Here is a 25,067-nt window from a genome sequence, read left to right on the forward strand (position 1 = left end):
GAAATGAATTTATGAGTACCGCAAAACTGGTTAAAACTCAGCCATCCGATCTGATTTATACTCGTAACGATGTTGCTGACGCAGATAAACACGCGACCATCAATGTCCTGAGCAAAGTAGTGGTTGAACTGATCGACCTGTCGCTGATCACTAAGCAAGCCCACTGGAATATGCGCGGCACTAACTTCATCGCTGTTCATGAGATGTTAGACGGTTTCCGTACCGCCATCACCGATCATCAGGACACCGTGGCTGAGCGTATTGTGCAGTTAGGTGGCGTGGCACTGGGTACCCCACAGATCGTCACCCAGACGACTCCGCTGAAGAGCTACCCACTGGATATCCATGATGTGCAGGATCACTTGGTCGCCCTGGCTGAGCGTTATGCACTGGTGGCAAACGATGTGCGTAAAGCTATCAGCGAAGTCCCTGACGAAGACAGCGCAGATATTTTCACTGCAGCATCTCGTGACTTGGATAAATTCCTGTGGTTTATCGAAGCCAATATCACCAAATAAATGCCCTTCAAGGGCAGGGTAGACCCCCTGCCCGGGTCATGCGGGTGGGCGTAATGAATTTTTCAGTATTCTGGCCCGCTGTTCAGGCTTCTTAAATGTCCACGCCAGTATCCTACTCTGCTTATTCCCCTGCCCCATTTCTATTACACGCTGCTCTATCACCGCAGTCCGTTTTAAGATTTCCGCTAAGGGTTTCAGGTTCTCTCTTTTGGAGATCAGCGTGGTAAACCAGACCACCTGCGCGGAAAAATTCTGGCTTTCGTTAATCATTTTTTCAACGAACCCGCGCTCCCCACCTGTACACCAAAGTTCATGATGTTGCCCAGCGAAATTGAGTCCCTTGTCTGAGCAAATACCCAAGTTGCGGTTCTTACGATCACTGCCCTGTTGCGCCTCTTGTGCCGATCGATGAAACGGTGGATTACATAAGGTTACAGCGTAATTATCGCTTTTTTGGATAATCCCCTGAAAAATGGCGTTCGAGTTTTTTTGGCAACGCAGACGGATCGCCCGCTGCATTCCAGGATTAGCCGCAATCAGCGCTGTTGCTAGGCGTAATGATTCGGCACTGATATCCGAGCCGGTGAATCGCCAGCCGTATTCTGCATGACCGATCAGCGGATAAATGCAATTCGCGCCGCAACCGATATCCAAAAGATCCGCCTGACGCGGAATTGTGCCACCAGCGTCCTCTGCCAGTAAGTCAGCAATAAAATGCAGATAATCTGCCCGTCCCGGTATCGGTGGACAAAGATACCCGTCAGGCAGTTGCCATTCGATTCCGTAATACTGTTTCAGTAACCCTTGATTGAGGGCTTTAATCGCCTGCGGTTGGCTAAAATCTACCGACGTCTTGCCTGCGGGTGTGGTGACCAGCCACGGTGAAAGCGCCGGGTTGAGGTGGCATAGAGTCGGTAGATCATATTGTCCCTGATAACGGTTACGCGGGTGCAGAGAACTTTTTGCGGGTGTCTTTTTCATTAGTCATCACAGAATAACCGTCACTCAAAGGGCTTTCCCCCAGTGTAACGGTAAAATAAGTAAAGTTAATATCCGGCGGCAGCTAACTGCTCCACGCCAGCAGTAACATCCTGACAACGCCGAGCTAGCAGCAAACAACAGGCTACCTGCAGACGTATCGGTTGGGGCACCGGAATATCTCCGGCCAGTACCTGCTGAATCCAGTGAGCAGTCTGTTCCGCTGATTTAGAGACAGGAAGCAGCGCTTTTTGCTCTTCTTGGCGCTCCACCAATCGCTGAAGTGTCTCCTGTTGTGGTGAGACAGCGAATAATGCCGGTCCACGTCGTGGATTGGCATACACTTCCCCTTCACAGCCATTCAGTAATAGCGCCAGACTCTGGCTATGGCGGAAAAAGGCCGCCACTTTTGGCACATATTCCGGATGCGAAACCGCCGAGATCTGTAAGGCTTTGCCGGCTGCGTAGGGTGAGGCCAGTTTAGCCAAGGTATGGGCGCTGTTACGTAAGCCTAACTGCCAACGCAGCGCCAATTGCTTCGCCAAGGGTGGGCACCAGTCATCCACCGCCATAAAGGTCAGTTTGCCTTGTCGCAACTGCTGTTCAGCCTGTTGCGGCGAAGCAACCGCCGAAATACCGAGAGCAGCAAACACCGTCTCGCTGGTTACCCGGGTGGGATCCTGACGGATGCCGTGAACAAACACCGGAAACCCGAGTTTCTCCAGCAGCAGAGCCAACAATGGGGTCAGATTACCTTGACGGCGTGCGCCATTATAACTGGGGATCACCACCGGCATCAGTCCGCCATCCGGCAATGAAAACTGTGGCAGTTTTTCCTGGAGCGCACCGATAAAACCGAGCATTTCCTGCTCGCTTTCCCCTTTGATGCGTAGGGCGATCAGCACGGCTCCCAGTACCAACGGGTCAAGATCTTGTTGTAGTATGGCCTTATACAACTGAAAGGCAGTGGCTTGGTCGAGGTCACGGGCATGGTTCTTGCCGCGGCCAATCTCTTTTACTATCTGGGTAATATCCATCAATCTGTCCTGTCGCCGCGGTCTCTTCAAGGTATCTGCTGAACGGTCCTCAGCGCTTGGTCCGGCGTGGTGCCGTTTTTTTTCTGCTGCCGGTTGCGGCGTTGGTTCCATTGCCTGCTGGGCGCCGTGATACTGTGCTATCCGTTGACGGTACCTCCGGCTGCTCAATAGCAAATACCGGTAATGCCGCCAGTAACCGACTGCCATAACTTTTGGTCAGTAGCCGCCGGTCATAAATAATAACTTCGCCGAAACAGTTATGGCTACGGATCAAACGCCCCACCTGCTGGATCAAGGTGAACGAGGCACTGGGCAGACTCTGTATTTCAAAAGGATAGCGCTGCTGACTTTTCAGCCATTCCCCTTCGGTGACGATCACCGGACTGTCTACGGGGGGAAAAGCTATTTTATGAATATGAACCTGTGACAGCAAATCCCCTTTTAGATCCAGCCCTTCAGAGAAGGACTGTAATCCCACCAGCACACTCTGTTGGCCCTCAGCGACCCGTTGCCGGTGCAGGGCAATCAGTCTTGAACGCGGTTTGTCGCCCTGCACCAGTAGCATCAGACGTAAGTCAGTGACCTGGGATAAAAATAACTGCATGGCACGGCCACTGGAGAACAATACTAAACTACCGGTATGTTTTTTCTGTTCGATCTGCTCACGGAAATACCGCGCCATCTCCTCAATATGTTGTGCTTCCTGTGCCAGTTGCGGCTCATACTGCATCTGAGGAATGACCAGTTTCCCCTGATTGAGATGATCAAAGGGCGAATCCAAGGTCACGAAGCGATCACCGGCGGTCTCCCTCAGGCCTGACATTTCACTGAAACGGCGGAAACTATTCAGTGATCTCAGGGTGGCGGAGGTAACGATCACATGGGGGACTTTACGCCATAGCAGCTTTTCCAACTGGTCACTGACGCGGATACCGGCACAGTGAAACAGCAGATGCTGTTTGTCGTCATGGCGTTCACCGGTCAGCCATTTAGACACTGGCGCAGCGGATAACTGACGTGTTCCCGCCAGCCACCAGAGTTTGCTAAGTGATTCAATCCACCCCTGAAAGCGATTAAGCTGTAACAAACCTCGATGAATACGCACCATATCCTGTTTGCCGGTCATTTCACCCAGTGCGTTAATCAAGTAATCTGCGGCACCGCGCAGTGATTCACTTAACTTAGCAAGCTGCTGACAGCGATTCTCTGCCTCTTCGGGAAGTTCCCCCAGCACAAAGCGATATTCAATACCCTCGCCCTGCTCAATGAGCCGTGGCAGAAAGTCTGCTGCTAACTCCTGGATCAATTGCTGAATGATGCCGCAATGTTCGGCCAGACGTTCACTGTTAATCAGCGCTGGCGGAGATTTGAAGGTAAAATGGCTACGTAAGGTCGCCACCAGTTTCATAAACAAATCCAGCTGTAAGCCGGTGACCGCAGGGGTAATGTCAGCACTCATCTCCAAGGCATCTCGTGCCACGTCCGGTAGGTGATGTCCTTCGTCAATCACCAGCAGCATCTCTTTGGCGGGAGGTAGGACGGCATCACTTTCCAACGCCGCCATCACCAAAGCATGGTTAGCCACCACCACATCGGCATGCTCAATTTCACGGCGAGCAAGAAAAAAGGGACATTCGCGATACCACTGGCAATGGTGGGCAAGACAACTGTTTTTATCAGTAGAGAGTCGCTGCCAGAGAGTATCTTCGGTCTGTTCTTTGCAGTGATCGCGCAGACCATCCCACTCTCCGGACTGCAGGGCACTTTCTAGGCGCCGACAGACCTCTTGGTCTTGGCGATGACGGTCGTCAGAGATTTTCGGGCGGCTGCCAGCCGACTCCTCCAGCCACAGCAACAGATCACCCTGCGTCCCCTGCTCGGCGGTCGCAAAGGAGAGATTCCGCGGACAGACATAACGACGACGGCCAAAGGCGGCCGTAAAGGTCAGATCAGGGATAAAGGTTTTCAGTAACGGCAGGTCTTTGTCGTAGATTTGATCTTGTAACGCGACATTGGCGGTACTGATCACCAGTTTTTTTTCGGAGGCTCTGGCGATGGCGATACCCGGGATCAGATAGGAGAGCGTTTTGCCAACGCCCGTAGGGGCTTCAATCGCCAGATGACGGTCTTCATCTCCGGCCAAGGTTTTTGCCACCTCGGCGATCATCTGCCGCTGAGGTGCCCTTGGAATAAAATCAGGCACCTGGGCCTGTAACTTTTTATACCATTCGCCAATTTGTGATTTGAGTGCTGCCGTCAGAGCCATAACAACCATTTGCCAGAGAGAACAAACTGTATTTTTACACAGTACCGCCGTCGGTGACAGGGTTGCGGGATTATTCTACAGAAAAATATCCCAAGACATCCTGCCGTGAACACGGCATCATACTAAGACTGTTCTAAGGAAACAGAGTATTAACATTGGCTGGCTTCTATTATAATTTATCAGGAAGTCAGGGTCAGGACACAAGGCTATGTCACAACCAGAATTTTACACGATCGGGGATATTTCACGGGATTGCGCAATAAATCCTGTGACCTTGCGCGCTTGGCAGCGTCGCTATGGCCTGATCACACCGGTAAGGACACCAGGCGGACACCGTTTGTATACTGAAGCGGATCGGCAAAAAATCCTGGAAATTAAACGCTGGGTAGAGAGCGGTTTACCGCCAGCGAAAGTCAAAACCCTGCTGGAAGGCCAAGCCACCGATATCAGTGGCGAATGGGAGCAACGCCAGGAAGAATTGTTGGCAAAACTGCGTGACAATCATCCCGGCAAGTTACGTCAGTGGATTTTCTCCATCACCAAAGACAGCCCAGCTGGGGCTATTATTGATCAGGTCTTCCTGCCGGTTCGCCAGCGACTGAGGCTGAATCAGCGCACCGCAGACTTTATGAGCAGCCTGCTGGATGGTGTGTTTATCGATTTTGTCTGTTTTGCGTTGAGTGCAGCCCGTAAACGTCCGGGTCAGGATGCGCTGCTGGTCGGCTGGGCATCACAAGACCGAGCCCGAGTTTGGCTCGAAGGATGGCGGCTTTCCCAAGACAGTTGGCGTATCACTGTATTATCCGAGCCGCTAAAACAGATCGACCCGCAGCAATTACCTGAACAGCAGATTTTTCTGTGGACCGATAAACCGCTGACCCGAACCCAGCAGCAACAGCTGGCCGGCTGGCAACAGAGTGGCAGTAAGATCACTGCACTCCACCCCGGACGCTGAACCTTTGCCGCTGTCGCGGCACCACCACTGAGTCTATTTCAGGGAGTAGAATTCTGATGAACCTGCAAAAAACGGCTATTATCGGCCTGTTCCTGTTAATGGCACTGGGCGGTATTGGCGGCCTGATGCTAGTTGGCTACGCGATTGTTCTGCATGCCTGAGCCAGCATAGCTGCTACACCGCGCCAGCCGCTTGGTGCTGACGGTACTCAACCACCCGGCTCAGAGTATGGACAAACCACGGGGTGAAACGCTGTGGGGCTGCGGCCATTTCTGCCTGTAACTGCGATAAAGAACTGTAGCGCCAGGCATCAGCCTCTGCGGGGTTGAGTATGGGAGGTTGGTCGCAGTGGCCAAAAAAGATATGACCATACTCATGCTCGCTGAGTCCGTCGGTCACTGTCAGGTGATAACTGAGTTCAAATGCTGCAGTCAAGATAGTGCTAATGCCCATCTCTTCAGCTAAACGGCGCTCCGCGGCCTTATGTGTCTGCTCTCCAGGCAGCGGGTGTCCGCAGCAGGTGTTGCTCCACAATCCGCCGCAGTGATATTTATCTCTCGCTCTGCGCTGTAGCAACAGCTCGCCACGGTGGTTGAACAAATAGACAGTTACGGCACGATGCATCAACCCCTTACGGTGGACTTCCTGCTTTTCCATGGTGCCGGTTGGATTATCCTGCGGATCAACCAGGATCACTTCAATCAAAGACATACTCCATCCTTACTGTATTGCTCCTAATTATACATCTCCCTGTGCCGCAGGTTAACCCCAGCTATTCGAACAACCGTCCTGTACGACGCAACGCTTTATAGCGAGCCCCCTGAGGCACCGACCAGCGTAACAGTCCGGCAATCCCCTGCATCGCCAGACGGGTAGATTGTTGTTGTAATGCACTACGTTGAACTCGACCTGGTACTGAGGTCCAGCAAGGTAATAGGTCGCCAGCAGCCTCCAAGATAACCTTCATCACCGGTCGAGCCGCCGGAGTGGGTGGCGGTGCGGCATAGAGTATACGTGTGACTTCATGGGTACGGTCATCAATTTCTAGTGCCGGACGCATTGCCTGCAGATAGTCGTTCACCTGTTGCACGGTGAGTGGGATATCAGTGGCTCCCAGCGCTCGAGCTGTGAGGGCAGCCTCAGCATAATAACGGTTCTGCTCGGCAAGACTAAGGCTCGGATTTTTATAGCGTAGATGGGCGGCGAGAAAACTGGAGGTTTCCGCCACATGTACCCAGGTCAAAAGCGCTGGGTCGCTGGCAGCATAGGGCCTACCCAGGGCATCCTGCCCGTTCACATGACGATGAATAGCGGCGACTTTATCAATCAAATAGTTAGCATCACGGCGATTACCGAAACTGGTGACAGCAATAAACTGGCTGGTGCGGCGCAAGCGTCCGGTCATATCACTGCGAAAACTGGAGTGATCCCAGACGCCCGCCAGCGCCGCAGGGTGCTGCATTTGCAGCAACAGTGCGGCAATGCCCCCACATAGCATAGCCGGAAAATCCCCGTGAACCTCCCACACTATACTGTCCGGCCCAAATAATCCGGGGTCCCCCGAGGGTTGAGTTAAATCAAACTCGTTAAGGGATAATCCATTAATCTGCATCACCTGCTGGCCAATACGATCACGAAGTAAACTGAACATAACCGATACCCTAAAACCGGCCGGGAAGCCTTACCCGGCCTGGGGATTATTGATAATTGAAGTGCGTTTTTTCTGTTCTGACCGAGTCGAGGCCAATCATGACGTTAAACTGTCCAGGTTCTGCCAGATACTTCATTTGCGGATTCCAGAACTTGAGTTCGTCTTCGGTGATCTTAAAACTGACCTGCTGTGACTGTCCGGGCTGTAAGCTGATGCGTTGGAAGCCTTTCAGCTCCTCTACCGGTCGGCTAAGACTGGCAACCGGATCATTGAGATACATCTGTACCACGGTCGCACCGGCACGCTTGCCGGTATTAGTGACCGTCACCGAGGCTTGCAGATGCCCACCTTGGGTCATTTGATCCGAGGATAAACTGACCGGCGAGACGCTGAAGGTGGTATAACTCAGACCATAACCAAACGGATAGAGCGGCCCATTGATGGCATCATAGTAATGAGAGGTATATTTATCCGGATGCAGATAGTTGTACGGTCTACCGGTTGGCAGATGATTATAGTAAGCTGGGATTTGCCCCACTGAGCGCGGGAAACTGACCGGCAGCTTGCCTGACGGGTTGGTGTCGCCAAACAGCGCATCTGCAATGGCATGGCCCCCTTCGGTACCACTGAACCAGGTCTCCAGGATGGCATCTGCTTGCTGACTTTGCTCGCTGATATCCAGTGGCCGCCCATTCATCAACACGATAATCAGCGGCTTTCCGGTGGCTTTTAAGGCAGTCAGTAAACGACGCTGCGCCGCCGGAATACGGATGTCACTGCGGCTAGAGGCTTCATGGGCCATCCCTTGGGACTCGCCGACTGCGGCAACCACTACATCCGCCTTACGGGCCATGGCAACGGCTTGATCGAGTAACTGTTGCGGCGATTGCTTATCGACGCTCACTTCAGGGCCGTAACTGTTAAGGAATTTCTGTACCAGCGGATTATCGGTAATATTCGACCCTTTAGCATACAGAAGGGTGGCTTTACCGGCCAGCGCCTGGGTCATGCCCTCGCGCACCGTCACAGACTGTGCTGCCACCCCAGCAGCCGACCAACTGCCCATAATATCCTGCTTGCTGTCAGCCAACGGTCCTATCAAGGCAATAGTGCCCTGCTTTTTCAGCGGTAATACCCCCAGCCGGTTTTTCAGCAGCACCAAGGTTTCGGCCGCCACCTCACGGGCTTGTGGACGGTGTAAACGGCTTTCCGCATTGGTATCTTTCGGGTCATCTTGTGCGGGGCCAAGATGGCTATAAGGGTTGCTGAACAGACCCATATCGTATTTCACATTCAAGACGTGCCGAGTGGCCTCATCAATGGTCGCCATCGAAACGGCTCCGCTTTTCACCAGCCCAGGCAGATACTGACTGTAGTATTGATCACTCATACTCATATCAATACCGGCATTGATGGCGATCCGTACCGCATCACGGGGATCGCTGGCGACCCCATGGTTAATCAGTTCTTTGATCGCACCATGATCACTGATGGTGATCCCTTTAAATTTCCACTGATCACGTAACACATCTTTGAGTAACCAGCTGTCAGCCGTCGCTGGTACGCCATTGACCGAGTTGAGTGCGACCATCACCCCGCCACTGCCGGCATCCAACGCCGCTTTATAAGGGGGTAAATATTCCTGGAACATTCTTTGCGGACTCATATCCACCGAGTTATATTCCTGTCCGCCTTCCACTGCCCCATAAAGGGCAAAATGCTTGACGCTGGTCATCAGCGAATAACGGTCTGCGGGGCTTTTACCTTGCATCGACTCGACCATCGCTTTCCCCATTTCTGCCGTCAGTAAGGTATCCTCACCGAAACCTTCTGACATACGCCCCCAGCGTGGCTCATGGCTAACATCCACCATCGGTGCCCAGGTCATATTCAAGCCGTCGTCCGCCGCCTCATAGGCCGAAATACGGCCCACGGTTTTAATGGCCTGGGGGTCCCAACTGGCCGCTAGCCCCAGTGGGATCGGGAAAATGGTCCGCTGACCATGCACCACATCGTAGGCGAAGAATAAGGGGATTTTTAGGCGACTCAGTTGCATGACCTGATCCTGCATGGCACGGATATCCGGTCGGGTGACGGTGTTAAAAATCGCCCCAACTTGTCCGTTGCGGATCATCTCGCGGATAGCTTGTTTTGGATTATCTGGTCCGACACTGATCAATCGTAGCTGACCGATTTTCTCGTCGAGCGTCATTTTCGACAATAACTGGGTGACAAAGGCATCACGGGCCTGCTCTGAGCGGGCCTCGGGGGCGCTAGTCGGCGCCACTGTCGTATCGGCAGCCCATAATGGGGAAGAAAAACTTAACGCTAGTAAGGGGTAAATCCATTTCATGATCAGTGTCTCAGTCACATAAAAAGGGCCGGACGCAGGGCGACCGGCCTCCGGGAATGAAAACAGCATAGCATGTGACCCGCCACTGCGGGAGAGCGCGGCGCACGCTTTGTTTGCGCCGCCAACCAAGAGTTACTCTGGGTCTGCAGGCGCTGTGGCCTGAGACAGACTTTTTTGCTCGATGACCATTGTCTGCGGCGAGGAGAGCGCAATACCGGCTTTACGCAGCCGTACCAGTAACTCAAACAACAATTCACTTTTCACCGAGGAGATTAGCCGCTGGGTGGCAACGTTACCGGTGACGCTCAGTGAGATCCCTTGCGCCGAAAGATCTTTAAAACTGACCGAGGGCGCGGGATTCTCCAGAATACGCTCATTGTCTTTATACACACTGATGAGGATCTCTTTCACTTTTTCCGGATCGATATCCAGCGGGAACACCATCGGAATAGTGACCACCCCCTGCGCGTTCCCCATGGTGGCGTTGCGGACGTTTTGCGAGATCAACTGGGAATTCGGCACAATCACCGTCGATTTATCCGAGAGCTGAATTTCCGTGGCTCGCACATTAATGCGGCGAATATCCCCTTCGTAACCGCTGATGCCTACTAAGTCGCCGACTTTCACCGGCCGCTCGGTAAGTAGGATCAAACCGGAGATAAAGTTTTTCACGATCTCCTGCAAACCAAAACCGATCCCTACCGACAGTGCGCTGACAATCCATGCTAACTTATTCCACTGAACCCCCATCACCGATAGCACCAGCAGCAGGATCAGCACATAGCCGACATTGGTGAACAAGGTGACAATCGAGACCCGCATCCCCTGATCCATCGAGGTTTTTGGCAGAAAGTCCTGATCGAGCCAGCGTTTTACCGAGCGCAGCACATAGATACCGCCCACTAATGGGATCACCGCGGCGACTAACTGTGAAGGCACAATATTCAGTTTCTCCAGCCCTTTTCCTCCCCAAAAGGCGATCGCTTTCTGTAGCATTTCGGTAGGCGATGCGGAGGCAATGGTGCCGTTCAGCAGAGAGAAAATCAGTAACAGCACTAACGCCGATTTGAGCAGTGCCGCCAGCAGCGAGGCCACCTGACTGAGATAACGCTCATCGATATCTAAAGTGCTCTGTACCCGCCGTCCACAGGCATTGCTGGTGGAAAACAGCGCTTCACAGCCATCGCTGGTCAGGCAACTCAGCAGGTAGAAGCAACTCAGCAAAATCCCAATCCACACCACTTCATAGCTGAGGAAACGGCCAAAAGTGACATAACCAATCAGCAGCGCCAACAGGATCGCGATCCCTGAGAGTAACAATGCCAATTCAATAAGGCCCGCAAGCGTCGAGCGAGTCTGTTCTGGCGTATCATCATTCTGGATCCGCCTCCGGGTGCGGTTAATACGTACCACAATCACCACGGCAAACAGACCGATCAGCAGTGCTGTCAGGCCATTACCGAACACCGTAGTACTGACGCTGGTACCGACACTGTAGTTAAAAGATTCCATCGCCTGAAAAATAAACACCAGTCCGGCAATAATGGTCGGAAAAGGTTTTAGGGCAATGGCCACATCATGGTTGATGTTCGCCAGTCGCCAAGTGGGGCGACGTGTAGAGAGAAAAGCCCGTCCTAATCCAGCAATCAAGCCACTGGTAATACTCAACTGTACCAACCGCGAGATATACTCCCTGACGTCACTGTCGGCGGCGTCGGCACGGCTAAATGCCAAAGCGATAAAATTAAATGCCAACACAATCGCCAGCAACGTGGTCAGGGCAATAGCCGTAGCCAAAAAACTGCGACGTAACCGCCCTTCCGGCAGTTTATGAATACTTACCCAGGCGAGAAACTCCTCGGTATAGCGGCGGCCCACGACCATTACCAGTACCGCAGCCACCAGCCAGGCCAGGCTTCCTAAACGCCATTCGGGACTGATTGCCAGCGTAGCGGTATCTAAGAGTTCGTGGCCGAAACCTTGTATTTTTTCCCGGTCATAGGGGTTACTGTCATACAGCGGCTGCCAAAAGGCTGAGGAGAAAATGCTGCCAGAGTTGAGTGCTAACTGAGTTTTCAACTGATCACGACGCAGATTGAGGATCTGTGCTGACAGCACCAAGGCCCCATTTCTCAGGGCTTCTGCCTGTTTGATCTGGTTATCGATAGTATTTTTCTTGGTGGTCAGATGCCGCCTTTTGCTGGTGACATCAGCAGTTTCTTTCACTCCACTGCCGCTTGCCGGTGCAGGCCCAAGCACCGCCAGTTGGGCATCAATTTTCTGCCCCTGCGGCTGAAGGCTTTGTGACAGGGTATTAGCATTGTCAGACAGATCCTGAGCCATATCATTAAGCTGACTAAGGGTCACATCCGAGGTGTTGCCTGACACTTGGCCCTTAATTTTGTCCAAGATGACCTGCATTTTTGCCAGTTCTTCACTGGCATTGACCGGCGGCGCTTCGTTGGTTTGCGGGCTGGTGGTGGAAGGTGCAGGATCCGCTAACGCAGCTCCGGCAAACTGGACACTGAGCAGCAGTAACAGCACTCTGAAAACGGTCGGAAGTTTACGCATAGTGACCTTATATCTGAACGCCAACAATGTCAGTGCTGGCCGGAATTATCATTTTAGGCAGTTGTAAAGGCTTACACCGGACAGGGCTATCAGGCGGGTCTGAAATTATGCCGGTACAGGGGACTGTACCGGCAGGCTGTCACAGTGACTGCTCTCGCTTGTATGCCAGCGCGGCGGCCGGTACTGGAGCCGCTTTACCGGTTTCTAACCAATCGCGGATACGGGTGGCATCGGCAAAGTGAGTATATTTACCGAAGGCATCCATCACCACCAGCGCCACCGGATCACCGTTAATCTGGGTTCTCATCGCCAAACAGTGGCCTGCTTCATCGGTATAACCGGTCTTGGTCAGATGGATGATCCACTTATTATTGTAAACTAGATGGTCGGTATTGCGAAAAGGCAGCGCATAGGCCGGGTGCGTAAACACTGCCGTGTACTCTGGTGTGCGGCTAAGCTCTCCGATTAATGGATATTTTTCAGTCGCTTTCAACAATCGGACCAGATCCGCCGCCGTCGAGACGTTATGGATAGAAAGACCGGTCGGTTCCACATAACGGGTGTGCATCATCCCAAGGGCGCGGGCTTTGGCATTCATGGCGTTAATAAAAGCCTGATAACCGCCAGGATAATGGGCCGCCAAGCTTGCCGCAGCACGATTCTCCGAAGACATTAGCGCCAGTAGGATCATCTGGCGGCGGCTGATTTCACTGTTCACTTTCACCCGTGAAAAAACGCCACGCATTTCTGGGGTATGGCTGATATCCACATTGATTACTTCATCCAATGATTGATGAGCATCCAACACCACCATGGTGGTCATCAGCTTGGTCAGTGAGGCCATCGGCCTGACTTGGTCCGGATGGCTGGAGAAAAGGACCTTATTGGTTCTCAGATCGACCACCAGTGCACTGCCGGAAGCAATCTGTGGCTGGACGGTGAGACCGACATCTGGGGTAATGCGCTCAGCATGAGCAGGTAACAATGTCCCGCTTAGCGGTGACAGCAGGGCAATAAAAAGTAAAGAGTGGCGTAATTTAAAAGACATGGGGCATGTTATCCGGGTATTGTTCTGAACTGTGCGGGCACAGGCCGCCGTCTGATCGGCCGATTGGCGGATCTGTCCGGCTGGCGACAGCATCATACGCTGTTCACTGCAAAAAAACTTGAGACAGCCTGCTACTGTCTATGCCTGATTGTGTAAGAAATTCTGACAAACTCGGCAAGAATCAGGCTAACTTCGCTCACAGGATCGCGTAAGGAATAAATGCCGTGTAAACTGTGTTCAGGCTTTCGATTTCGTACATTAGCAGGGAATGACGCATTGGATATTAATTCATTGATTTCACACTACGGCTATCTGGCATTGCTGGTGGGCTGTATCGCTGAAGGTGAAACCTTTGTTCTGTTAGGGGGCGTGGCCGCCCATAATGGATTACTGCATTTTGCCGGGGTGGTCGCGGCGGCGATGGCCGGCGGTATTATTGGTGATCAATTGCTATACTGGCTAGGCAATCGCTACGGGATGCGTATTCTGTCACGCTTTGGTGATCACCAAGATAAAGTGGAAAAAGCTCGCCAGTTGATCCATCGCCACCCGAGCTTATTTGTGATCGGCGTTCGTTTTATGTATGGCTTTCGTATCATCGGTCCGATTATTATCGGCTCCAGCCAGCTGTCACCTCGGCGTTTTCTGGTTTTTAATGTGATTGGTGCCTTTATCTGGGCCACATTGTTTGTCAGCCTCGGCTACTTTGCCGGTAAGCTTATTGAACCTTGGTTTGATAAACTTGACCAGTATATGCAGCCACTGTTCTGGGTTGCAGGATTGGCAGTGGTGATGTACATAGTCTGGAAAGGGATCCGTTTTTTACGGCAACGCCGGTAAATCCCACGGCCAGTGGTAAGGACGATGCGTTCAGTTACACATCGAGTTTCCGAATCGCTGTTTAGTCCATATAATGTGCAGTCGGCCGGTTTTAAGGGCCATGACCATTATCCCTAACACGCCCGTTATTAGGCACTAATAAACTGTATAATTATGAAAAATAGCATTCGCGCGTTCGCTTCACTCGCACTGGCTCTGGTGGCTTACAGCCATTCAGCATTCGCAGTGCTCTACCCTTTGCCGGCAGCAAAGAGCAGCCTGATCGGTGAAAACCTCGAGCTGACTATTCCTAAAGACAGCACCCTGCCTCTGGAAGCTTTTGCTTCCCAGTATCAGATGGGGCTGAGTAATATGCTAGAAGCTAACCCAGGGGTTGACGTCTACCTGCCGCAGGGTGGCAGCAAACTGATCATTCCTCAGCAGCTGATCCTGCCAGATAACGCTCCCCGTGAAGGGATCGTCATTAACAGCGCAGAAATGCGTCTCTATTACTACCCTAAAGGCAGCAACAGCGTCGTAGTATTGCCTATCGGTATCGGTGAACTAGGTAAAGACACGCCGCTAGACTGGGTAACCAGTGTTCAACGTAAACGCCCGTTCCCGACCTGGACTCCGACTAAAGCCATGCATGCGGAATATGCGGCTAATGGCCAGAATTTGCCTGAAGTTTTCCCAGCCGGTCCAGACAATCCTATGGGTCTGTATGCCCTGTATATCGGTCGTCTGTATGCTATCCACGGTACCAATGCCAACTTCGGTATCGGTTTACGTGTTAGCCACGGCTGTGTCCGTTTACGCGCTGACGATATCAAATGGTTATTTGAGAATGTACCGGTCGGTACCCGCGTGCAGTTTATCAACCAGCCGATCAAAGTGACCGAAGAGCCGGACGGCTCACGCTACATTGAAGTTCATAACCCGCTGTCGACCACCGAGCAACAGTTTAACTCCAATGAAGAAGTGCCACTGACCATTACTCCGCAAATCAGCCAATTCCTGTCTGCCCCGGGTGTGAACCAGGAGCTGGTGAATGCGGCCCTAAAAGCACGCTCTGGCATGCCAGTTAAAATCAGTGGCAGCAGTGACGCAGTCAATACCACTCCGCAGCCAGTCGCTGAAACGGATCAGGCATTGCCAAAAGAAGAACCATTAACCCCGTTCTCGCAACAGGGTGCCAATGTCATCACCGAGGAAGGCCAAGGTAAATAACGTTGCCTGCTGAGCGCTCACAAACTCCGGCCCTGCCGGAGTTTTTTTTGAGACGTAATTGCCACTTCCTTCTCGTCATATTAACCCTAGATAGCCGATCGGAGCAGCGTTATTAACTGCCCTTCCCTGCTGCATCAAAGGTGTGAAGTAAACCGGTTGTGGTAGCGATCATGCCAGTCACAAGATAGCGTGCATAAAAAACGCCCTGCTAATTGGGGCGTTTAAGCAGGATAGCCTTCTACTGCCTGTCAGGAGGCTGTACCAGCAACAGAAGGTTGCCGCTTAATTAATCGCACCATCAGTATCACGCCCGCCAGTACCACCAGCATTGCCGCAAAGTAAATGGAACGAATGCCGGTCAGGTTCATCAATAGCCCGGCCAGTGGGCCGGTAATGCCTAGACCAAAATCGAGGAACGCTGAGTAAGTGCCGAGGGCCGAGCCTTGACTCTGAGGCTCTACCTGTTTGACGGCTTCGACCCCCAGAGCCGGGAAAATCAGTGAGAAGCCACAACCAGTGAGGAAGGCGCCGATGTCCGCCGCCCACACCACGTCTGCATGCCACAGTAAAAATAGGCCGACGGTTTCAGCCATAAAGGACACCAGCGCCACTTTTAGACCACCAAAGCGAGTGATACAGTTACCGGACACCAGACGAATACCGGCAAAACCGAGGCTGTAGAGGGTGAGTGTCATCGCCGCACCGGCCCAACCACGCTGACTAAAATAGAGGGTGATAAAGGTCGCAATCACCCCAAAACCAATAGTACCAGCACTCAGGCCGACTCCGTACACCCAGACTCGGCGAAAAACCTGACTAAAGGGTACCCGCTTAGCCACTTTCACCACAATCGCCGGTTTGGTGCTGGCCAGCCAAAAACCGACAATCCCCATCAGCGCGACCAATCCGGCAAAACCCCTGATCCCCATTAATTGATTGAGCATAACGCCTAGCGGTGCACCTAGTGCCATCGCCAAATAGGTGGCCACACCGTTCCAGGAGATCACCCGAGCCGTGTGCACTGGGCCGACCAGGTTCATTCCCCACAAGGTCGCACCGGTACTACTGAAACTTTCGCCGAAGCCTAAACAGACCCGCCCGAGGGCCAATAAGGCTAAGCTGGTCAATGGCGTGGCCGTCATAAAGGCGGCAATCACTGTCATTACGCCACTCATGCCGCACAGTACCAGTCCCAACATCACCACCTTTTTCGGACCAATACTGTCTGCGAGACGGCCACTCTGTGGACGACTGATCAGCGTTGAGAAATATTGCAGACTGATGATCACCCCTGCAATAAACGAGCTATAGCCCAGTTGGTGGTGGACAAAGCCCGGCAATACCGCGAGGGGCAGCCCTACCGACAGGTAGCAGAAAAAGGTAAAGATAATGACGGAAAGAATACGTAAGTTTAACTGAGTCCGACTCAGCGCTGCAGATTCGGCCATGATAGCAATAACACCCGGTGTGTACGGAACAAAAACACCTGTCATCATAACGGTGGGATGACAGACAGCGATAACTATACCAATAGCTTATCAGTTATCCGGGAAATTTCCGCAGCAATATGTTGCGAGGTCTTTAGCGGTCGGACTTGCATAAATACGTCGTCCGCTTGAGGGTAGGCTTTACGCAGGTAACCGAGCCATTGTTTGATGCGTGCGACATGGTAAAGGCCGGTGTCCCCCTGCTTTTCCAGCTTGCAGTACTTATTTAGCAGCTGTACCACTTCAGGCCAGGGCATCGGTGCTTCATTGTATTTGATTACTCTACTCAAATTAGGCACGTTCAGCGCTCCACGGCCAATCATCACATCCTGACAACCAGTCAATGCGCGGCACTGCATGGCACTGTGATGATCAACAATTTCACCGTTAGCAATTACCGGAATCGAAAGACGCTGCCGGATCTCACCGATAGCGGGCCAATTAATGGCTTCAGCGCGGTAACCGTCCTCTTTAGTCCGCCCATGCACCACTAATTCGCTGGCTCCGGCACTGGCAGCCGCATCCGCAATCTCGTGGCTATGGTGAATGCTGTCCCAGCCAAGGCGCACTTTCACGGTCACCGGTAAATGGGCCGGAACCGCCTCTCGCATGGCTTTTACCGCCTGATAGATAACCAGCGGATTTTTTAACAGAGTCGCCCCGCCGCCGCTACCATTGACCGTTTTAGACGGACAGCCGCAATTAAGATCGACACCATAGGAGCCGAGCTCCGTCGCGCGTGCTGCATTTTCTGCCAACCAGCCCGGATGCTGCCCGAGCAACTGGATCCTTACTAGGGTACCGGAATCTGTACGGCTCTGCTGGTGAAGCTCGGGACAGAGGCGGTAAAAGGACTTGGCGGGTAATAACTGGTCGACCACCCGTAGGAACTCGGTGATACAGAGATCATAGTCATTGACCTCAGACAACAGTTTTCTGACTAATGGATCCAGTACCCCTTCCATCGGGGCCAGTAATACCCGCACAGGCTTAGCTCCGCTCGCTGGTTTTGGGACCGTTGCTACGACGCTGACGTGGCTTACCGTTATCCTGACGCGGTCTGCCATTGTCACCCTGACGGGCCGGACGAGATGACTGTCCTCGCGGCCCCTGTCCACCGCCACCCGGACGACGATCACGACCGCCCTGGCGTCCATTCTGGATAGGCTCTGCTTTGATAGACGGATCCGGCTCAAAACCAGGGATTGCCAGACGCGGAATTTCACGCTTCAGCAGACGCTCAATATCTCTCAGCAGTTTGTGCTCATCGACACACACCAGCGATAATGCCGACCCGGTAGAGGCTGCACGACCGGTACGGCCAATACGGTGAACGTAATCTTCCGCCACGTTCGGCAGCTCATAGTTGACCACATGAGGCAGTTCTTCGATATCGATGCCGCGGGCGGCGATATCAGTGGCGACCAGCACACGTACCGCACCCGATTTGAAATCAGCCAGCGCACGAGTACGAGCACCTTGACTCTTATTGCCGTGGATAGCCGCGGCAGTAATACCATCTTTGCCCAACTGTTCGGCCAGGTGGTTAGCCCCGTGCTTGGTACGGGTAAACACCAAGACCTGCTGCCAGTTATCTTTGCCGATGAGGTAAGACAGCAGTTCCCGCTTACGTTTTTTATCGACAAAGTGCACCTGCTGACTGACCTGCTCAGAGGCGGTATTACGACGAACCACTTCCACCAGCGAAGGACGATCCAGCAATTTTTCCGCTAATGCTTTGATCTCATCAGAGAAGGTCGCGGAAAACAGCAGGTTCTGACGGCGTGGTGGCAGTTTGGCCAGTACACGGCGGATATCATGGATAAAGCCCATATCCAGCATACGGTCTGCTTCATCCAGCACCAGAATTTCAACCGTGGAGATATCCACCGCATTCTGATGAATAAGATCCAGCAAACGTCCCGGCGTGGCGACCAGAATGTCGACCCCACCGCGCAGTTTCATCATCTGCGGGTTAATACTGACACCGCCGAACACTACCAGCGAACGCATGTTCAGATAGCGGCTATATTCGCGAACGTTTTCACCTACCTGAGCCGCCAGTTCGCGAGTTGGGGTGAGGATCAGGGCGCGTACCGGGCGACGTCCTTTGACGGGCGGCTGGCTGGCAGATAAGCGTTGCAGCATCGGCAGGGTAAAGCCTGCCGTTTTACCGGTCCCGGTTTGTGCGCTAGCCAGCAAGTCACCGCCGGCCAGAACCACAGGGATGGCCTGACGCTGGATAGGTGTAGGTTCACTGTAGCCTTGTTCGCTGACAGCACGCAGGATATCGGCGCTAAGGCCGAGAGATTCAAAAGACATGGGAAATAGTTACTCCGGAACGCCCTGACCGTAACTTCACGGTGCAGTTTTCAGGGGGTAGTGTCATGTGACTTAGAGATAAGTCAGGGGCAAAAACTACGATGCATGATGGGTAATTCTAACAGAACTCTGCACACTGTGCGAGAGTCAGATGGGCGACCCGCAGCCGAGCCGCCCTCGCGCATTAGCTGCGTTTTTTTTCAATCTGTGTGACCGGTGGCTCTTTGGCCAACAGTGACACCAGTGCTGGACCGACCAACATCAATACGCCAAGTGCGCCGATCAGTAACGGGTTATGCAATACACGAGACAGCAGATATAAAGACATCATGGCCGCACCGAAATAATAGGTGGTGCTGGCTTCTTCCAAGTAATCCCCTGCACGACGCAGACGAGAAATACGTTGAGTCACCATCATGGCTGCCAATAACAGCACATAAGCGGCGACCAAGCCGGCGCTGACTTCGGGGAGTACGCGGTGTTTCCATCCCCAAATCAGGAACAGGACAATACTGAGGTGCATTGCGATATGGAAGCAGGTTTGCCCAGTGATAATCTGAACACGGTTAGACCATTTCATTTTTCTCTCCTGGCAGACTGTTAAGCCGCCCATACAAACCGGCGGAACCGGTGTGGATTATTCAGACTAATCCAGTTTTAAAAAAAGAACCTGTTTTTTTCATTTCCTGATGTGTTTTTGTGAAACAGGCATCAGGATCCTCTCGAATCGGAGGGTCACAAGCGGGGTATTATGCCATAAAAATCGCATTTTTTGTATTTTTTGCGATCTGCACCAGGTGTGTTAGTGAGTTATGCCCCCCACAGGCCAGTAAAACCGCGGGATACAGCAGAAAATTTTGTGAGTAAAAAAAGAGGCCCGCAGGCCTCTTTGGGGAGAAAATACTGTTAACGGCGGTTGCCAAAAATACGTAACAGCATCATAAACAGGTTGATAAAATCGAGGTACAGGGTCAACGCACCCACGATGCTGTAACGACGCAGATTGTCTTTGTCGCGACTGTCGATACTCTCACCCATCATTTTCAGTTTCTGAGTGTCATAGGCGGTCAGGCCGACAAACACCACCACCCCGATATAGGTAATGGCCCACATCAGCGCACTGCTTTTCAGCCAGAAATTGACCAGAGACGCGATCAAAATGCCGATCAGTGCCATAAACAACAGGCTACCCATTCGGCTGAGATCACGTTTGGTGGTATAACCAAACAGCGTCATTGCACCGAACATACCAGCAGTCACAAAGAAAGTGGTGGCAATCGACGAGGCGGTATACACCAGAAAGATGCTGGCCATGGTCAGGCCGGTAAGGGCCGAATAGAGCATAAACAACGAGGTCGCCAGACCGGCGCTCATTTTGTGCACACGAGCCGACAGGAAAAACACCACTGCAAGCTGAACAATCACCAGACCAAAAAAGGTGATCTGACTTGAAAAGACAAATTCCATTACCCGTGGCGTGCGCACCGCAAACCAGCTAACAAAAGCCGTCAGCAGTAAGCCACTGGTCATCCAACCGTAGACCTGGGCCATATAGGCCTGTAGGCCCGAACCGGCACGAGAGTACGCCGTATTACTGTCTTGACGCTGATATCGCTCCATGATCCCACCTCACTATTCTGTTAATGATACCTTAGTGTGCATAAAAAACGGCTCAAGTGCTATGGCTTATTGCCGAGCCAGACACTGACGAAACCGGCTATTCACTCGATCCGCATACCACGCGGTCGTCAGATCACGGGTAATTTTGGGACTTTCTAAGGTGATCCCCGGCAATCTGGCATGGGGCATCGGCGAGCCATTCACCTGATCTGCCAGCCGGAATACCCCCTTCCAAACATCACTTTGGGTAAATTCCGGACGCTCACCTAGGCTTAACTGATGATGAATATCCGCGGCACTGATCCCCAGCCGCGATTGCAAACTTAACACCGCCAGCTCGGTTTTCCCCGGTTTATCGCTGCCGTACTGCACCAAGTCGCCATCTAAGGCGAGATGTCTCCCCGTCACGCGGGCGACCGCAGCTTGGAACGCAGCATTACGGCTGGCATACCAGCCCGCATTATAATCGGCAAAGCGGTAAATCATTGCGGGGTAATTAACCGGATAACCCAGCAGATGCAAGGTGCCAAACCAGACGCTGCCACGACGACTGAACACTTCACGGCGTACGGTTTTATCTTTCTTCCAGGGATAGCCCTGATCATGCTGCTCGGCAAAGATCACGCTGACCTGCATCGGCCCGGCGGTCTGCACCGGATTATAGTTCCCGAACAGCCGTTGCCCTAGCGGCACGCTGTCGATCAGATCGTCGTAGACATCACTGAGCTGCCGCTCAGTGCGGGCCTGACGGATCAGCTGTGCATAACTCGGTCCTTGCGACGACGGGATTTTCAGGGCCTGGTTGACGACAAACTGCGGGATGTAATGCTCACCGGCACGGCGGTAAATCTCCTTTATGGCCATCTTAGGTAGCCCCGGGATCAACGGGTTAGTCTGAAATCCTGACTCCTGACCGGCCACGGCGATCACCGCGCACAGATTAGTGGCCGACGCGGGCAGTCCCTGATGACTGAAAGACTGAGCGATATCCTCCGCCCAACCGTCGCGGTCACTCACTCCCGGCGGCAGTAAACGCAGAGTTCTGGCTTTTACCACCGAGGTCGGTTCAGAGGGTGCCGAATGACGCTGGCTGCTACAGCCGCTGAGGATCAACAGCGGTAGCAGCCATAACCCTAACGCGGATCTCAAGGTGCGGCGGGTGAAGCGTGGCAGCGGCTGCCACGCCAGCATACCTTGACTCATGACGACTCCTCTGTCCAACGGTCGGCGGCCTGTTGATCGCTGTCACGGGCATCCAACCAGCGTTCGCCGGTGGACGTCGACTCCCGTTTCCAGAACGGCGCTTCCGTTTTCAACATATCCATAATGTATTCGGCGGCAGCAAAGGCAGCCGCCCGATGCGCTGAACTGACCCCTACCAGCACAATCTCGTCTCCCGGCCGCAGCGTTCCGGTACGATGAATAATGGCAATCTGCTGCAACGGCCAGCGCGTACGCGCCTGATCGGCAAGGGTGCGTAACACCTTCTCGGTCATCGCCGGATAGTGTTCCAGGGTCAGGGTTGCGACGCTCTCCCCGGCATTATGATTACGCACTTTGCCGGTAAAAGTGACGATGGCACCGTCCTGATCACAGCTAGACAGCCATTGATGGACCTGCTGGTGGCTGAAGTCGGCCTCCCCTGCCTGAATAAGCGTATTGTCGGTCATCAGTTAGCCTCCGGTCACCGGCGGGAAAAAGGCCACTTCATCCCCGTCCTGTAACGGCTGATCAAAAGGTACCAGCGTCTGATTGACCGCTACCAGCAACTTGCCCCGCTCCAGGGCCAGGGCTAACTGGGGATCGCGCTGAGTAAGTTCCCGGTGCAGACTCTCCACGTCAGCGAGGTTGCCTTCAACTTGTGTGCTGGCACAGCCCGCCAACTCCCGAACACGGGCAAAGAACAGTACATTAATCATTCGCGTCAACCCGGAAGTCGCCGGACTTCCCTCCCTGTTTGCTCAATAGTCTGATGCCGTCGATCAGGATATCTTTCTGTACCGCTTTACACATATCGTAGATGGTCAGTGCAGCCACCGAGGCGGCAGTTAGGGCTTCCATCTCAACCCCTGTTTTACCGGTTAGACGGCACAAGGACTCGATACGCACCTGCCCGCTTTCTGGCAGTGCACTCAAAGAGACTTCCACTTTACTGAGCATCAGTGGATGACAGAGCGGGATCAGTTCCCAGGTCCGTTTGGCTGCCTGAATACCGGCAATACGGGCAGTGGCAAACACATCCCCTTTGTGGTGCTGACCAGCAAGGATCATCTGTAAGGTGCTGTGCTGCATGGTGACCAGAGCTTCGGCGCGGGCTTCACGTACTGTCTCCTGCTTGGCCGAAACATCGACCATATGCGCCTCACCGGCACTGTTGATATGGGTAAGTTGGGACATAATCAGAGATTCTTAAGCTGAGAAACAAAATTGCAAGGGCGGGTGGTGGCATCAATTTGCTGGCAAATGATCCGTTGCCACGCCTGCTGACAGGCACTGGTAGATCCAGGCATGGCGAAAATCAAGGTCTGATTGGCCATACCGGCCAAGGCGCGCGATTGCAGCGTTGCGCCGCCGATCTCCTCGTAAGAGACCATACGGAACAGTTCACCAAAACCATTAATAGTGCGATCAAATAACGGTTCCAACGCCTCTGGGGTGCTGTTGGCGGCAGTGAAACCGGTGCCACCGTTGATCAGGATCACCTGAATATCGGGGCTGGCGATCCAAGTGGAGACCTGCGCACGGATCTGATAGCGGTTATCGCCGCAGATCTGCTGCACGGCCACGCGATGTCCCGCTTCCTGGGCAGCCTGAACCAAATAATCTCCGGAACTGTCCTGTGAGGCATCACGGCGATCAGAGACCGTCATCACTGCCACGGTCAAGGGGACAAACGCTTTCGGTGCTTTACTCATATTCTCTCCTGATCACCCGCCGATAAACGACAGATTCTGTGTATGACCGGTATGTCCTTGATGCAGAAAATGGGTCTGTTTTTTCTCGCCTAACGCGGCATGGATACGCTGTTGCAGGGCTGGTTGCTGGCTGTCATCCGCCAATAAATCGCGCAGCGGAATGCCGTTATCCCCGAACAGACAGAGGTGAAGATTGCCAAGGGCCGACACCCGCAAGCGGTTACAGCTTAGACAGAAATCTTTGGAATAAGGCATGATAAGTCCGATGGTACCGAGATAGTCTTCATGGCTGAACACCCGAGCAGGGCCATCATCCCGAGCGCGAGGCACCTCTTGCCAGCCCTCGCGCAACAATTGCTGACGGATCACTTCCCCAGAAATGTGCTGCTGACGAAACAATGCCCCGCCCTCGCCGGTCTCCATCAATTCGATAAAGCGCAGCTGAATGGGCCGCTGTTTGATCCACGCAAGAAAAGCCGGAAGTTGCCGACTGTTAGCCTCTTTCATCAGTACGGTATTGATTTTGACCTGAGTCAGACCCGCTTCGAAGCAGGCATCGATACCTGCCAGAATTTGCGGCAGTTTATCCTGACCGGTAATGGCATGAAATTGGCGCGCATCTAGGCTATCGATGCTGATATTCACTGCGCTCAAGCCTGCCTGCTGCCAGTCACGCACACCGCGCTGCAACCGGTAACCGTTGGTGGTCATGGCGATTTTTTTCAGGGCGGCATTGTCTTTGACCGCCGCGATGATGTCGGTGAAGTCACGACGCAAGGTAGGTTCACCGCCAGTTAGGCGGATCTTTTCGGTGCCGGCATCCACAAAGGCCCGGCTAACTTGGCGGATTTCATCCACGGACAGAAAGCCGTTATTGCTGACCGCTCCCGGTCGATAGCCGTCCGGCAGACAGTAACTACAGCGGAAATTACACACATCAGTGATTGACAGGCGTAGGTAATAGAAACGCCTGTTAAACTTATCGGTTAACAAAGACACAGCGACACCTTTTCCAAATCGGGAGATGCAGGCATTTCTTTCTGCACCCTGGCAACTCGAGGCTGCGGCCAGTCCGCCATATCCGTAAAGGAGACAGGTCAGAAAGGCTTTAAGTGTAAATTATCCGTTCGGATAATCGTCATGGCTGATTCTAGCGCGTAAACAGGGATTCCGCTATCCTGCCGCCGCGCGGGAGTTCACCAAATTGGCTCGCAGACACAGATTTATCTTCTGTTAACTGCCATACTGTTAACTGATGATATGCGCTGTGCATCGCCTTTTTTATTGCTGTTTCGGC

The 25,067-nt window shown here is 53.1% G+C and carries 24 protein-coding genes and 1 riboswitch; of the genes, 5 read left to right on the forward strand and 19 right to left on the reverse strand.

Features of this window, described 5'->3' with window-relative positions; translation table 11 throughout:
• Nucleotides 1-11: 11 nt before the first annotated feature.
• Entirely contained in the window at nt 12-518 is a 507-nt protein-coding gene (gene dps, locus DW47_RS0114910) for a DNA starvation/stationary phase protection protein Dps (protein ID WP_029687228.1), read from the forward strand.
• Between the two features lie 36 nt (nt 519-554).
• Here dps and rlmF read toward each other — a convergent pair whose 3' ends face one another.
• The 3 genes from rlmF to dinG form a co-directional block, all read right to left on the reverse strand.
• Complete coding sequence (rlmF, locus tag DW47_RS0114915) at nt 555-1,499, reverse strand: 23S rRNA (adenine(1618)-N(6))-methyltransferase RlmF (protein ID WP_029687229.1); 945 nt, start codon at nt 1,497-1,499, stop codon at nt 555-557.
• A 65-nt stretch (nt 1,500-1,564) separates the two neighbouring features.
• Nucleotides 1,565-2,533 carry a DNA-binding protein YbiB gene (gene ybiB / locus DW47_RS0114920; protein WP_029687230.1) on the reverse strand — a complete coding sequence of 323 codons (969 nt, stop codon included), beginning with the start codon at nt 2,531-2,533 and terminating at the stop codon, nt 1,565-1,567.
• A gap of 49 nt (nt 2,534-2,582) precedes the next feature.
• A complete protein-coding gene (gene dinG, locus DW47_RS0114925) occupies nt 2,583-4,799 on the reverse strand; it encodes an ATP-dependent DNA helicase DinG (protein WP_084689083.1) in 2,217 nt (738 codons plus the stop codon).
• Nucleotides 4,800-5,007: 208 nt separating this feature from the next.
• Here dinG and DW47_RS0114930 point away from each other — a divergent pair, with 208 nt between their 5' ends.
• Nucleotides 5,008-5,754 (forward strand): MerR family transcriptional regulator, encoded by a 747-nt coding sequence (locus DW47_RS0114930; RefSeq protein ID WP_029687232.1) that lies wholly within the window; start codon nt 5,008-5,010, stop codon nt 5,752-5,754.
• A gap of 56 nt (nt 5,755-5,810) precedes the next feature.
• Nucleotides 5,811-5,915: a membrane protein gene (locus DW47_RS17770; RefSeq protein ID WP_029687233.1), complete on the forward strand. Its 105-nt coding sequence runs from the start codon at nt 5,811-5,813 to the stop codon at nt 5,913-5,915.
• 13 nt (nt 5,916-5,928) lie between these two features.
• On the opposite strand, the gene idi is transcribed toward DW47_RS17770, so the two are convergent.
• From idi to pbpG, 5 genes are all read right to left on the reverse strand, one after another.
• Nucleotides 5,929-6,465, reverse strand: coding sequence for an isopentenyl-diphosphate Delta-isomerase (idi, locus tag DW47_RS0114940; protein ID WP_029687234.1), 537 nt, complete (start codon nt 6,463-6,465; stop codon nt 5,929-5,931).
• A 61-nt stretch (nt 6,466-6,526) separates the two neighbouring features.
• Complete coding sequence (locus DW47_RS0114945; protein ID WP_029687235.1) at nt 6,527-7,405, reverse strand: oxygenase MpaB family protein; 879 nt, start codon at nt 7,403-7,405, stop codon at nt 6,527-6,529.
• Nucleotides 7,406-7,451: 46 nt separating this feature from the next.
• Entirely contained in the window at nt 7,452-9,758 is a 2,307-nt protein-coding gene (gene bglX, locus DW47_RS0114950; RefSeq protein WP_029687236.1) for a beta-glucosidase BglX, read from the reverse strand.
• A gap of 132 nt (nt 9,759-9,890) precedes the next feature.
• The gene (locus DW47_RS0114955) at nt 9,891-12,329 is read right to left on the reverse strand and encodes a DUF3772 domain-containing protein (RefSeq protein WP_029687237.1); all 2,439 of its coding nucleotides are present in this window, start codon (nt 12,327-12,329) and stop codon (nt 9,891-9,893) included.
• A gap of 139 nt (nt 12,330-12,468) precedes the next feature.
• Nucleotides 12,469-13,377, reverse strand: coding sequence for a D-alanyl-D-alanine endopeptidase (pbpG, locus tag DW47_RS0114960; RefSeq protein ID WP_038027639.1), 909 nt, complete (start codon nt 13,375-13,377; stop codon nt 12,469-12,471).
• Nucleotides 13,378-13,596: 219 nt separating this feature from the next.
• On the opposite strand from pbpG, the gene DW47_RS0114965 reads away from it, so the two are divergent.
• Nucleotides 13,597-14,217, forward strand: coding sequence for a DedA family protein (locus DW47_RS0114965; protein WP_051150983.1), 621 nt, complete (start codon nt 13,597-13,599; stop codon nt 14,215-14,217).
• Between the two features lie 153 nt (nt 14,218-14,370).
• Nucleotides 14,371-15,426, forward strand: coding sequence for a L,D-transpeptidase family protein (locus DW47_RS0114970; protein ID WP_038027641.1), 1,056 nt, complete (start codon nt 14,371-14,373; stop codon nt 15,424-15,426).
• Between the two features lie 248 nt (nt 15,427-15,674).
• Here the strand turns inward: DW47_RS0114970 and DW47_RS0114975 are convergent, their stop codons facing one another.
• The 11 genes from DW47_RS0114975 to moaA all read right to left on the reverse strand — a co-directional run bounded on the left by DW47_RS0114975 (nt 15,675) and on the right by moaA (nt 24,769).
• Nucleotides 15,675-16,874, reverse strand: coding sequence for an MFS transporter (locus DW47_RS0114975; protein ID WP_029687241.1), 1,200 nt, complete (start codon nt 16,872-16,874; stop codon nt 15,675-15,677).
• A 74-nt stretch (nt 16,875-16,948) separates the two neighbouring features.
• A complete protein-coding gene (gene dusC, locus DW47_RS0114980; protein ID WP_029687243.1) occupies nt 16,949-17,899 on the reverse strand; it encodes a tRNA dihydrouridine(16) synthase DusC in 951 nt (316 codons plus the stop codon).
• Between the two features lie 4 nt (nt 17,900-17,903).
• Nucleotides 17,904-19,235, reverse strand: coding sequence for an ATP-dependent RNA helicase RhlE (gene rhlE, locus DW47_RS0114985; RefSeq protein WP_029687246.1), 1,332 nt, complete (start codon nt 19,233-19,235; stop codon nt 17,904-17,906).
• A gap of 184 nt (nt 19,236-19,419) precedes the next feature.
• Nucleotides 19,420-19,815, reverse strand: a complete 396-nt coding sequence (locus tag DW47_RS0114990) for a YbhQ family protein (RefSeq protein ID WP_029687247.1) — start codon at nt 19,813-19,815, stop codon at nt 19,420-19,422.
• A 326-nt stretch (nt 19,816-20,141) separates the two neighbouring features.
• The gene (locus DW47_RS0114995; RefSeq protein ID WP_029687248.1) at nt 20,142-20,855 is read right to left on the reverse strand and encodes a Bax inhibitor-1/YccA family protein; all 714 of its coding nucleotides are present in this window, start codon (nt 20,853-20,855) and stop codon (nt 20,142-20,144) included.
• A gap of 66 nt (nt 20,856-20,921) precedes the next feature.
• Complete coding sequence (locus DW47_RS0115000; protein WP_051150984.1) at nt 20,922-22,046, reverse strand: DUF1615 domain-containing protein; 1,125 nt, start codon at nt 22,044-22,046, stop codon at nt 20,922-20,924.
• An 8-nt stretch (nt 22,047-22,054) separates the two neighbouring features.
• A complete protein-coding gene (moaE, locus tag DW47_RS0115005) occupies nt 22,055-22,525 on the reverse strand; it encodes a molybdopterin synthase catalytic subunit MoaE (RefSeq protein WP_029687250.1) in 471 nt (156 codons plus the stop codon).
• A 3-nt stretch (nt 22,526-22,528) separates the two neighbouring features.
• Nucleotides 22,529-22,774, reverse strand: coding sequence for a molybdopterin synthase sulfur carrier subunit (moaD, locus tag DW47_RS0115010; RefSeq protein WP_029687252.1), 246 nt, complete (start codon nt 22,772-22,774; stop codon nt 22,529-22,531).
• Nucleotides 22,767-23,252, reverse strand: a complete 486-nt coding sequence (gene moaC, locus DW47_RS0115015) for a cyclic pyranopterin monophosphate synthase MoaC (protein ID WP_029687254.1) — start codon at nt 23,250-23,252, stop codon at nt 22,767-22,769. Before moaC ends, moaD begins: the two co-directional genes overlap by 8 nt.
• Nucleotides 23,253-23,254: 2 nt before the next feature.
• Nucleotides 23,255-23,770, reverse strand: a complete 516-nt coding sequence (gene moaB / locus DW47_RS0115020) for a molybdenum cofactor biosynthesis protein B (RefSeq protein WP_029687255.1) — start codon at nt 23,768-23,770, stop codon at nt 23,255-23,257.
• 12 nt (nt 23,771-23,782) lie between these two features.
• Nucleotides 23,783-24,769, reverse strand: a complete 987-nt coding sequence (moaA, locus tag DW47_RS0115025) for a GTP 3',8-cyclase MoaA (protein ID WP_029687256.1) — start codon at nt 24,767-24,769, stop codon at nt 23,783-23,785.
• A riboswitch (molybdenum cofactor riboswitch) is annotated at nt 24,759-24,897 on the reverse strand. It overlaps the preceding gene by 11 nt.
• Nucleotides 24,898-25,067: the final 170 nt, after the last annotated feature.

The sequence above is a fragment of the Tatumella saanichensis genome (genome assembly GCF_000439375.1).
GTDB lineage: Bacteria > Pseudomonadota > Gammaproteobacteria > Enterobacterales > Enterobacteriaceae > Tatumella > Tatumella saanichensis.

Bases quoted from the DNA above. Each gene is read 5' to 3' on its own strand.
- bglX (WP_029687236.1), bottom strand. From the start codon at position 9,758: ATGAAATGGATTTACCCCTTACTAGCGTTAAGTTTTTCTTCCCCATTA.
- DW47_RS0114990 (WP_029687247.1), bottom strand. From the start codon at position 19,815: ATGAAATGGTCTAACCGTGTTCAGATTATCACTGGGCAAACCTGCTTC.
- moaE (WP_029687250.1), bottom strand. From the start codon at position 22,525: ATGACCGACAATACGCTTATTCAGGCAGGGGAGGCCGACTTCAGCCAC.
- DW47_RS17770 (WP_029687233.1), top strand. From the start codon at position 5,811: ATGAACCTGCAAAAAACGGCTATTATCGGCCTGTTCCTGTTAATGGCA.
- DW47_RS0114995 (WP_029687248.1), bottom strand. From the start codon at position 20,855: ATGGAGCGATATCAGCGTCAAGACAGTAATACGGCGTACTCTCGTGCC.
- DW47_RS0114930 (WP_029687232.1), top strand. From the start codon at position 5,008: ATGTCACAACCAGAATTTTACACGATCGGGGATATTTCACGGGATTGC.
- DW47_RS0115000 (WP_051150984.1), bottom strand. From the start codon at position 22,046: ATGCTGGCGTGGCAGCCGCTGCCACGCTTCACCCGCCGCACCTTGAGA.
- dps (WP_029687228.1), top strand. From the start codon at position 12: ATGAGTACCGCAAAACTGGTTAAAACTCAGCCATCCGATCTGATTTAT.
- DW47_RS0114975 (WP_029687241.1), bottom strand. From the start codon at position 16,874: ATGGCCGAATCTGCAGCGCTGAGTCGGACTCAGTTAAACTTACGTATT.
- DW47_RS0114965 (WP_051150983.1), top strand. From the start codon at position 13,597: ATGCCGTGTAAACTGTGTTCAGGCTTTCGATTTCGTACATTAGCAGGG.
- rlmF (WP_029687229.1), bottom strand. From the start codon at position 1,499: ATGAAAAAGACACCCGCAAAAAGTTCTCTGCACCCGCGTAACCGTTAT.
- DW47_RS0114970 (WP_038027641.1), top strand. From the start codon at position 14,371: ATGAAAAATAGCATTCGCGCGTTCGCTTCACTCGCACTGGCTCTGGTG.
- idi (WP_029687234.1), bottom strand. From the start codon at position 6,465: ATGTCTTTGATTGAAGTGATCCTGGTTGATCCGCAGGATAATCCAACC.
- moaC (WP_029687254.1), bottom strand. From the start codon at position 23,252: ATGTCCCAACTTACCCATATCAACAGTGCCGGTGAGGCGCATATGGTC.
- DW47_RS0114945 (WP_029687235.1), bottom strand. From the start codon at position 7,405: ATGTTCAGTTTACTTCGTGATCGTATTGGCCAGCAGGTGATGCAGATT.
- DW47_RS0114955 (WP_029687237.1), bottom strand. From the start codon at position 12,329: ATGCGTAAACTTCCGACCGTTTTCAGAGTGCTGTTACTGCTGCTCAGT.
- moaD (WP_029687252.1), bottom strand. From the start codon at position 22,774: ATGATTAATGTACTGTTCTTTGCCCGTGTTCGGGAGTTGGCGGGCTGT.
- dinG (WP_084689083.1), bottom strand. From the start codon at position 4,799: ATGGCTCTGACGGCAGCACTCAAATCACAAATTGGCGAATGGTATAAA.
- pbpG (WP_038027639.1), bottom strand. From the start codon at position 13,377: ATGTCTTTTAAATTACGCCACTCTTTACTTTTTATTGCCCTGCTGTCA.
- rhlE (WP_029687246.1), bottom strand. From the start codon at position 19,235: ATGTCTTTTGAATCTCTCGGCCTTAGCGCCGATATCCTGCGTGCTGTC.
- moaB (WP_029687255.1), bottom strand. From the start codon at position 23,770: ATGAGTAAAGCACCGAAAGCGTTTGTCCCCTTGACCGTGGCAGTGATG.
- ybiB (WP_029687230.1), bottom strand. From the start codon at position 2,533: ATGGATATTACCCAGATAGTAAAAGAGATTGGCCGCGGCAAGAACCAT.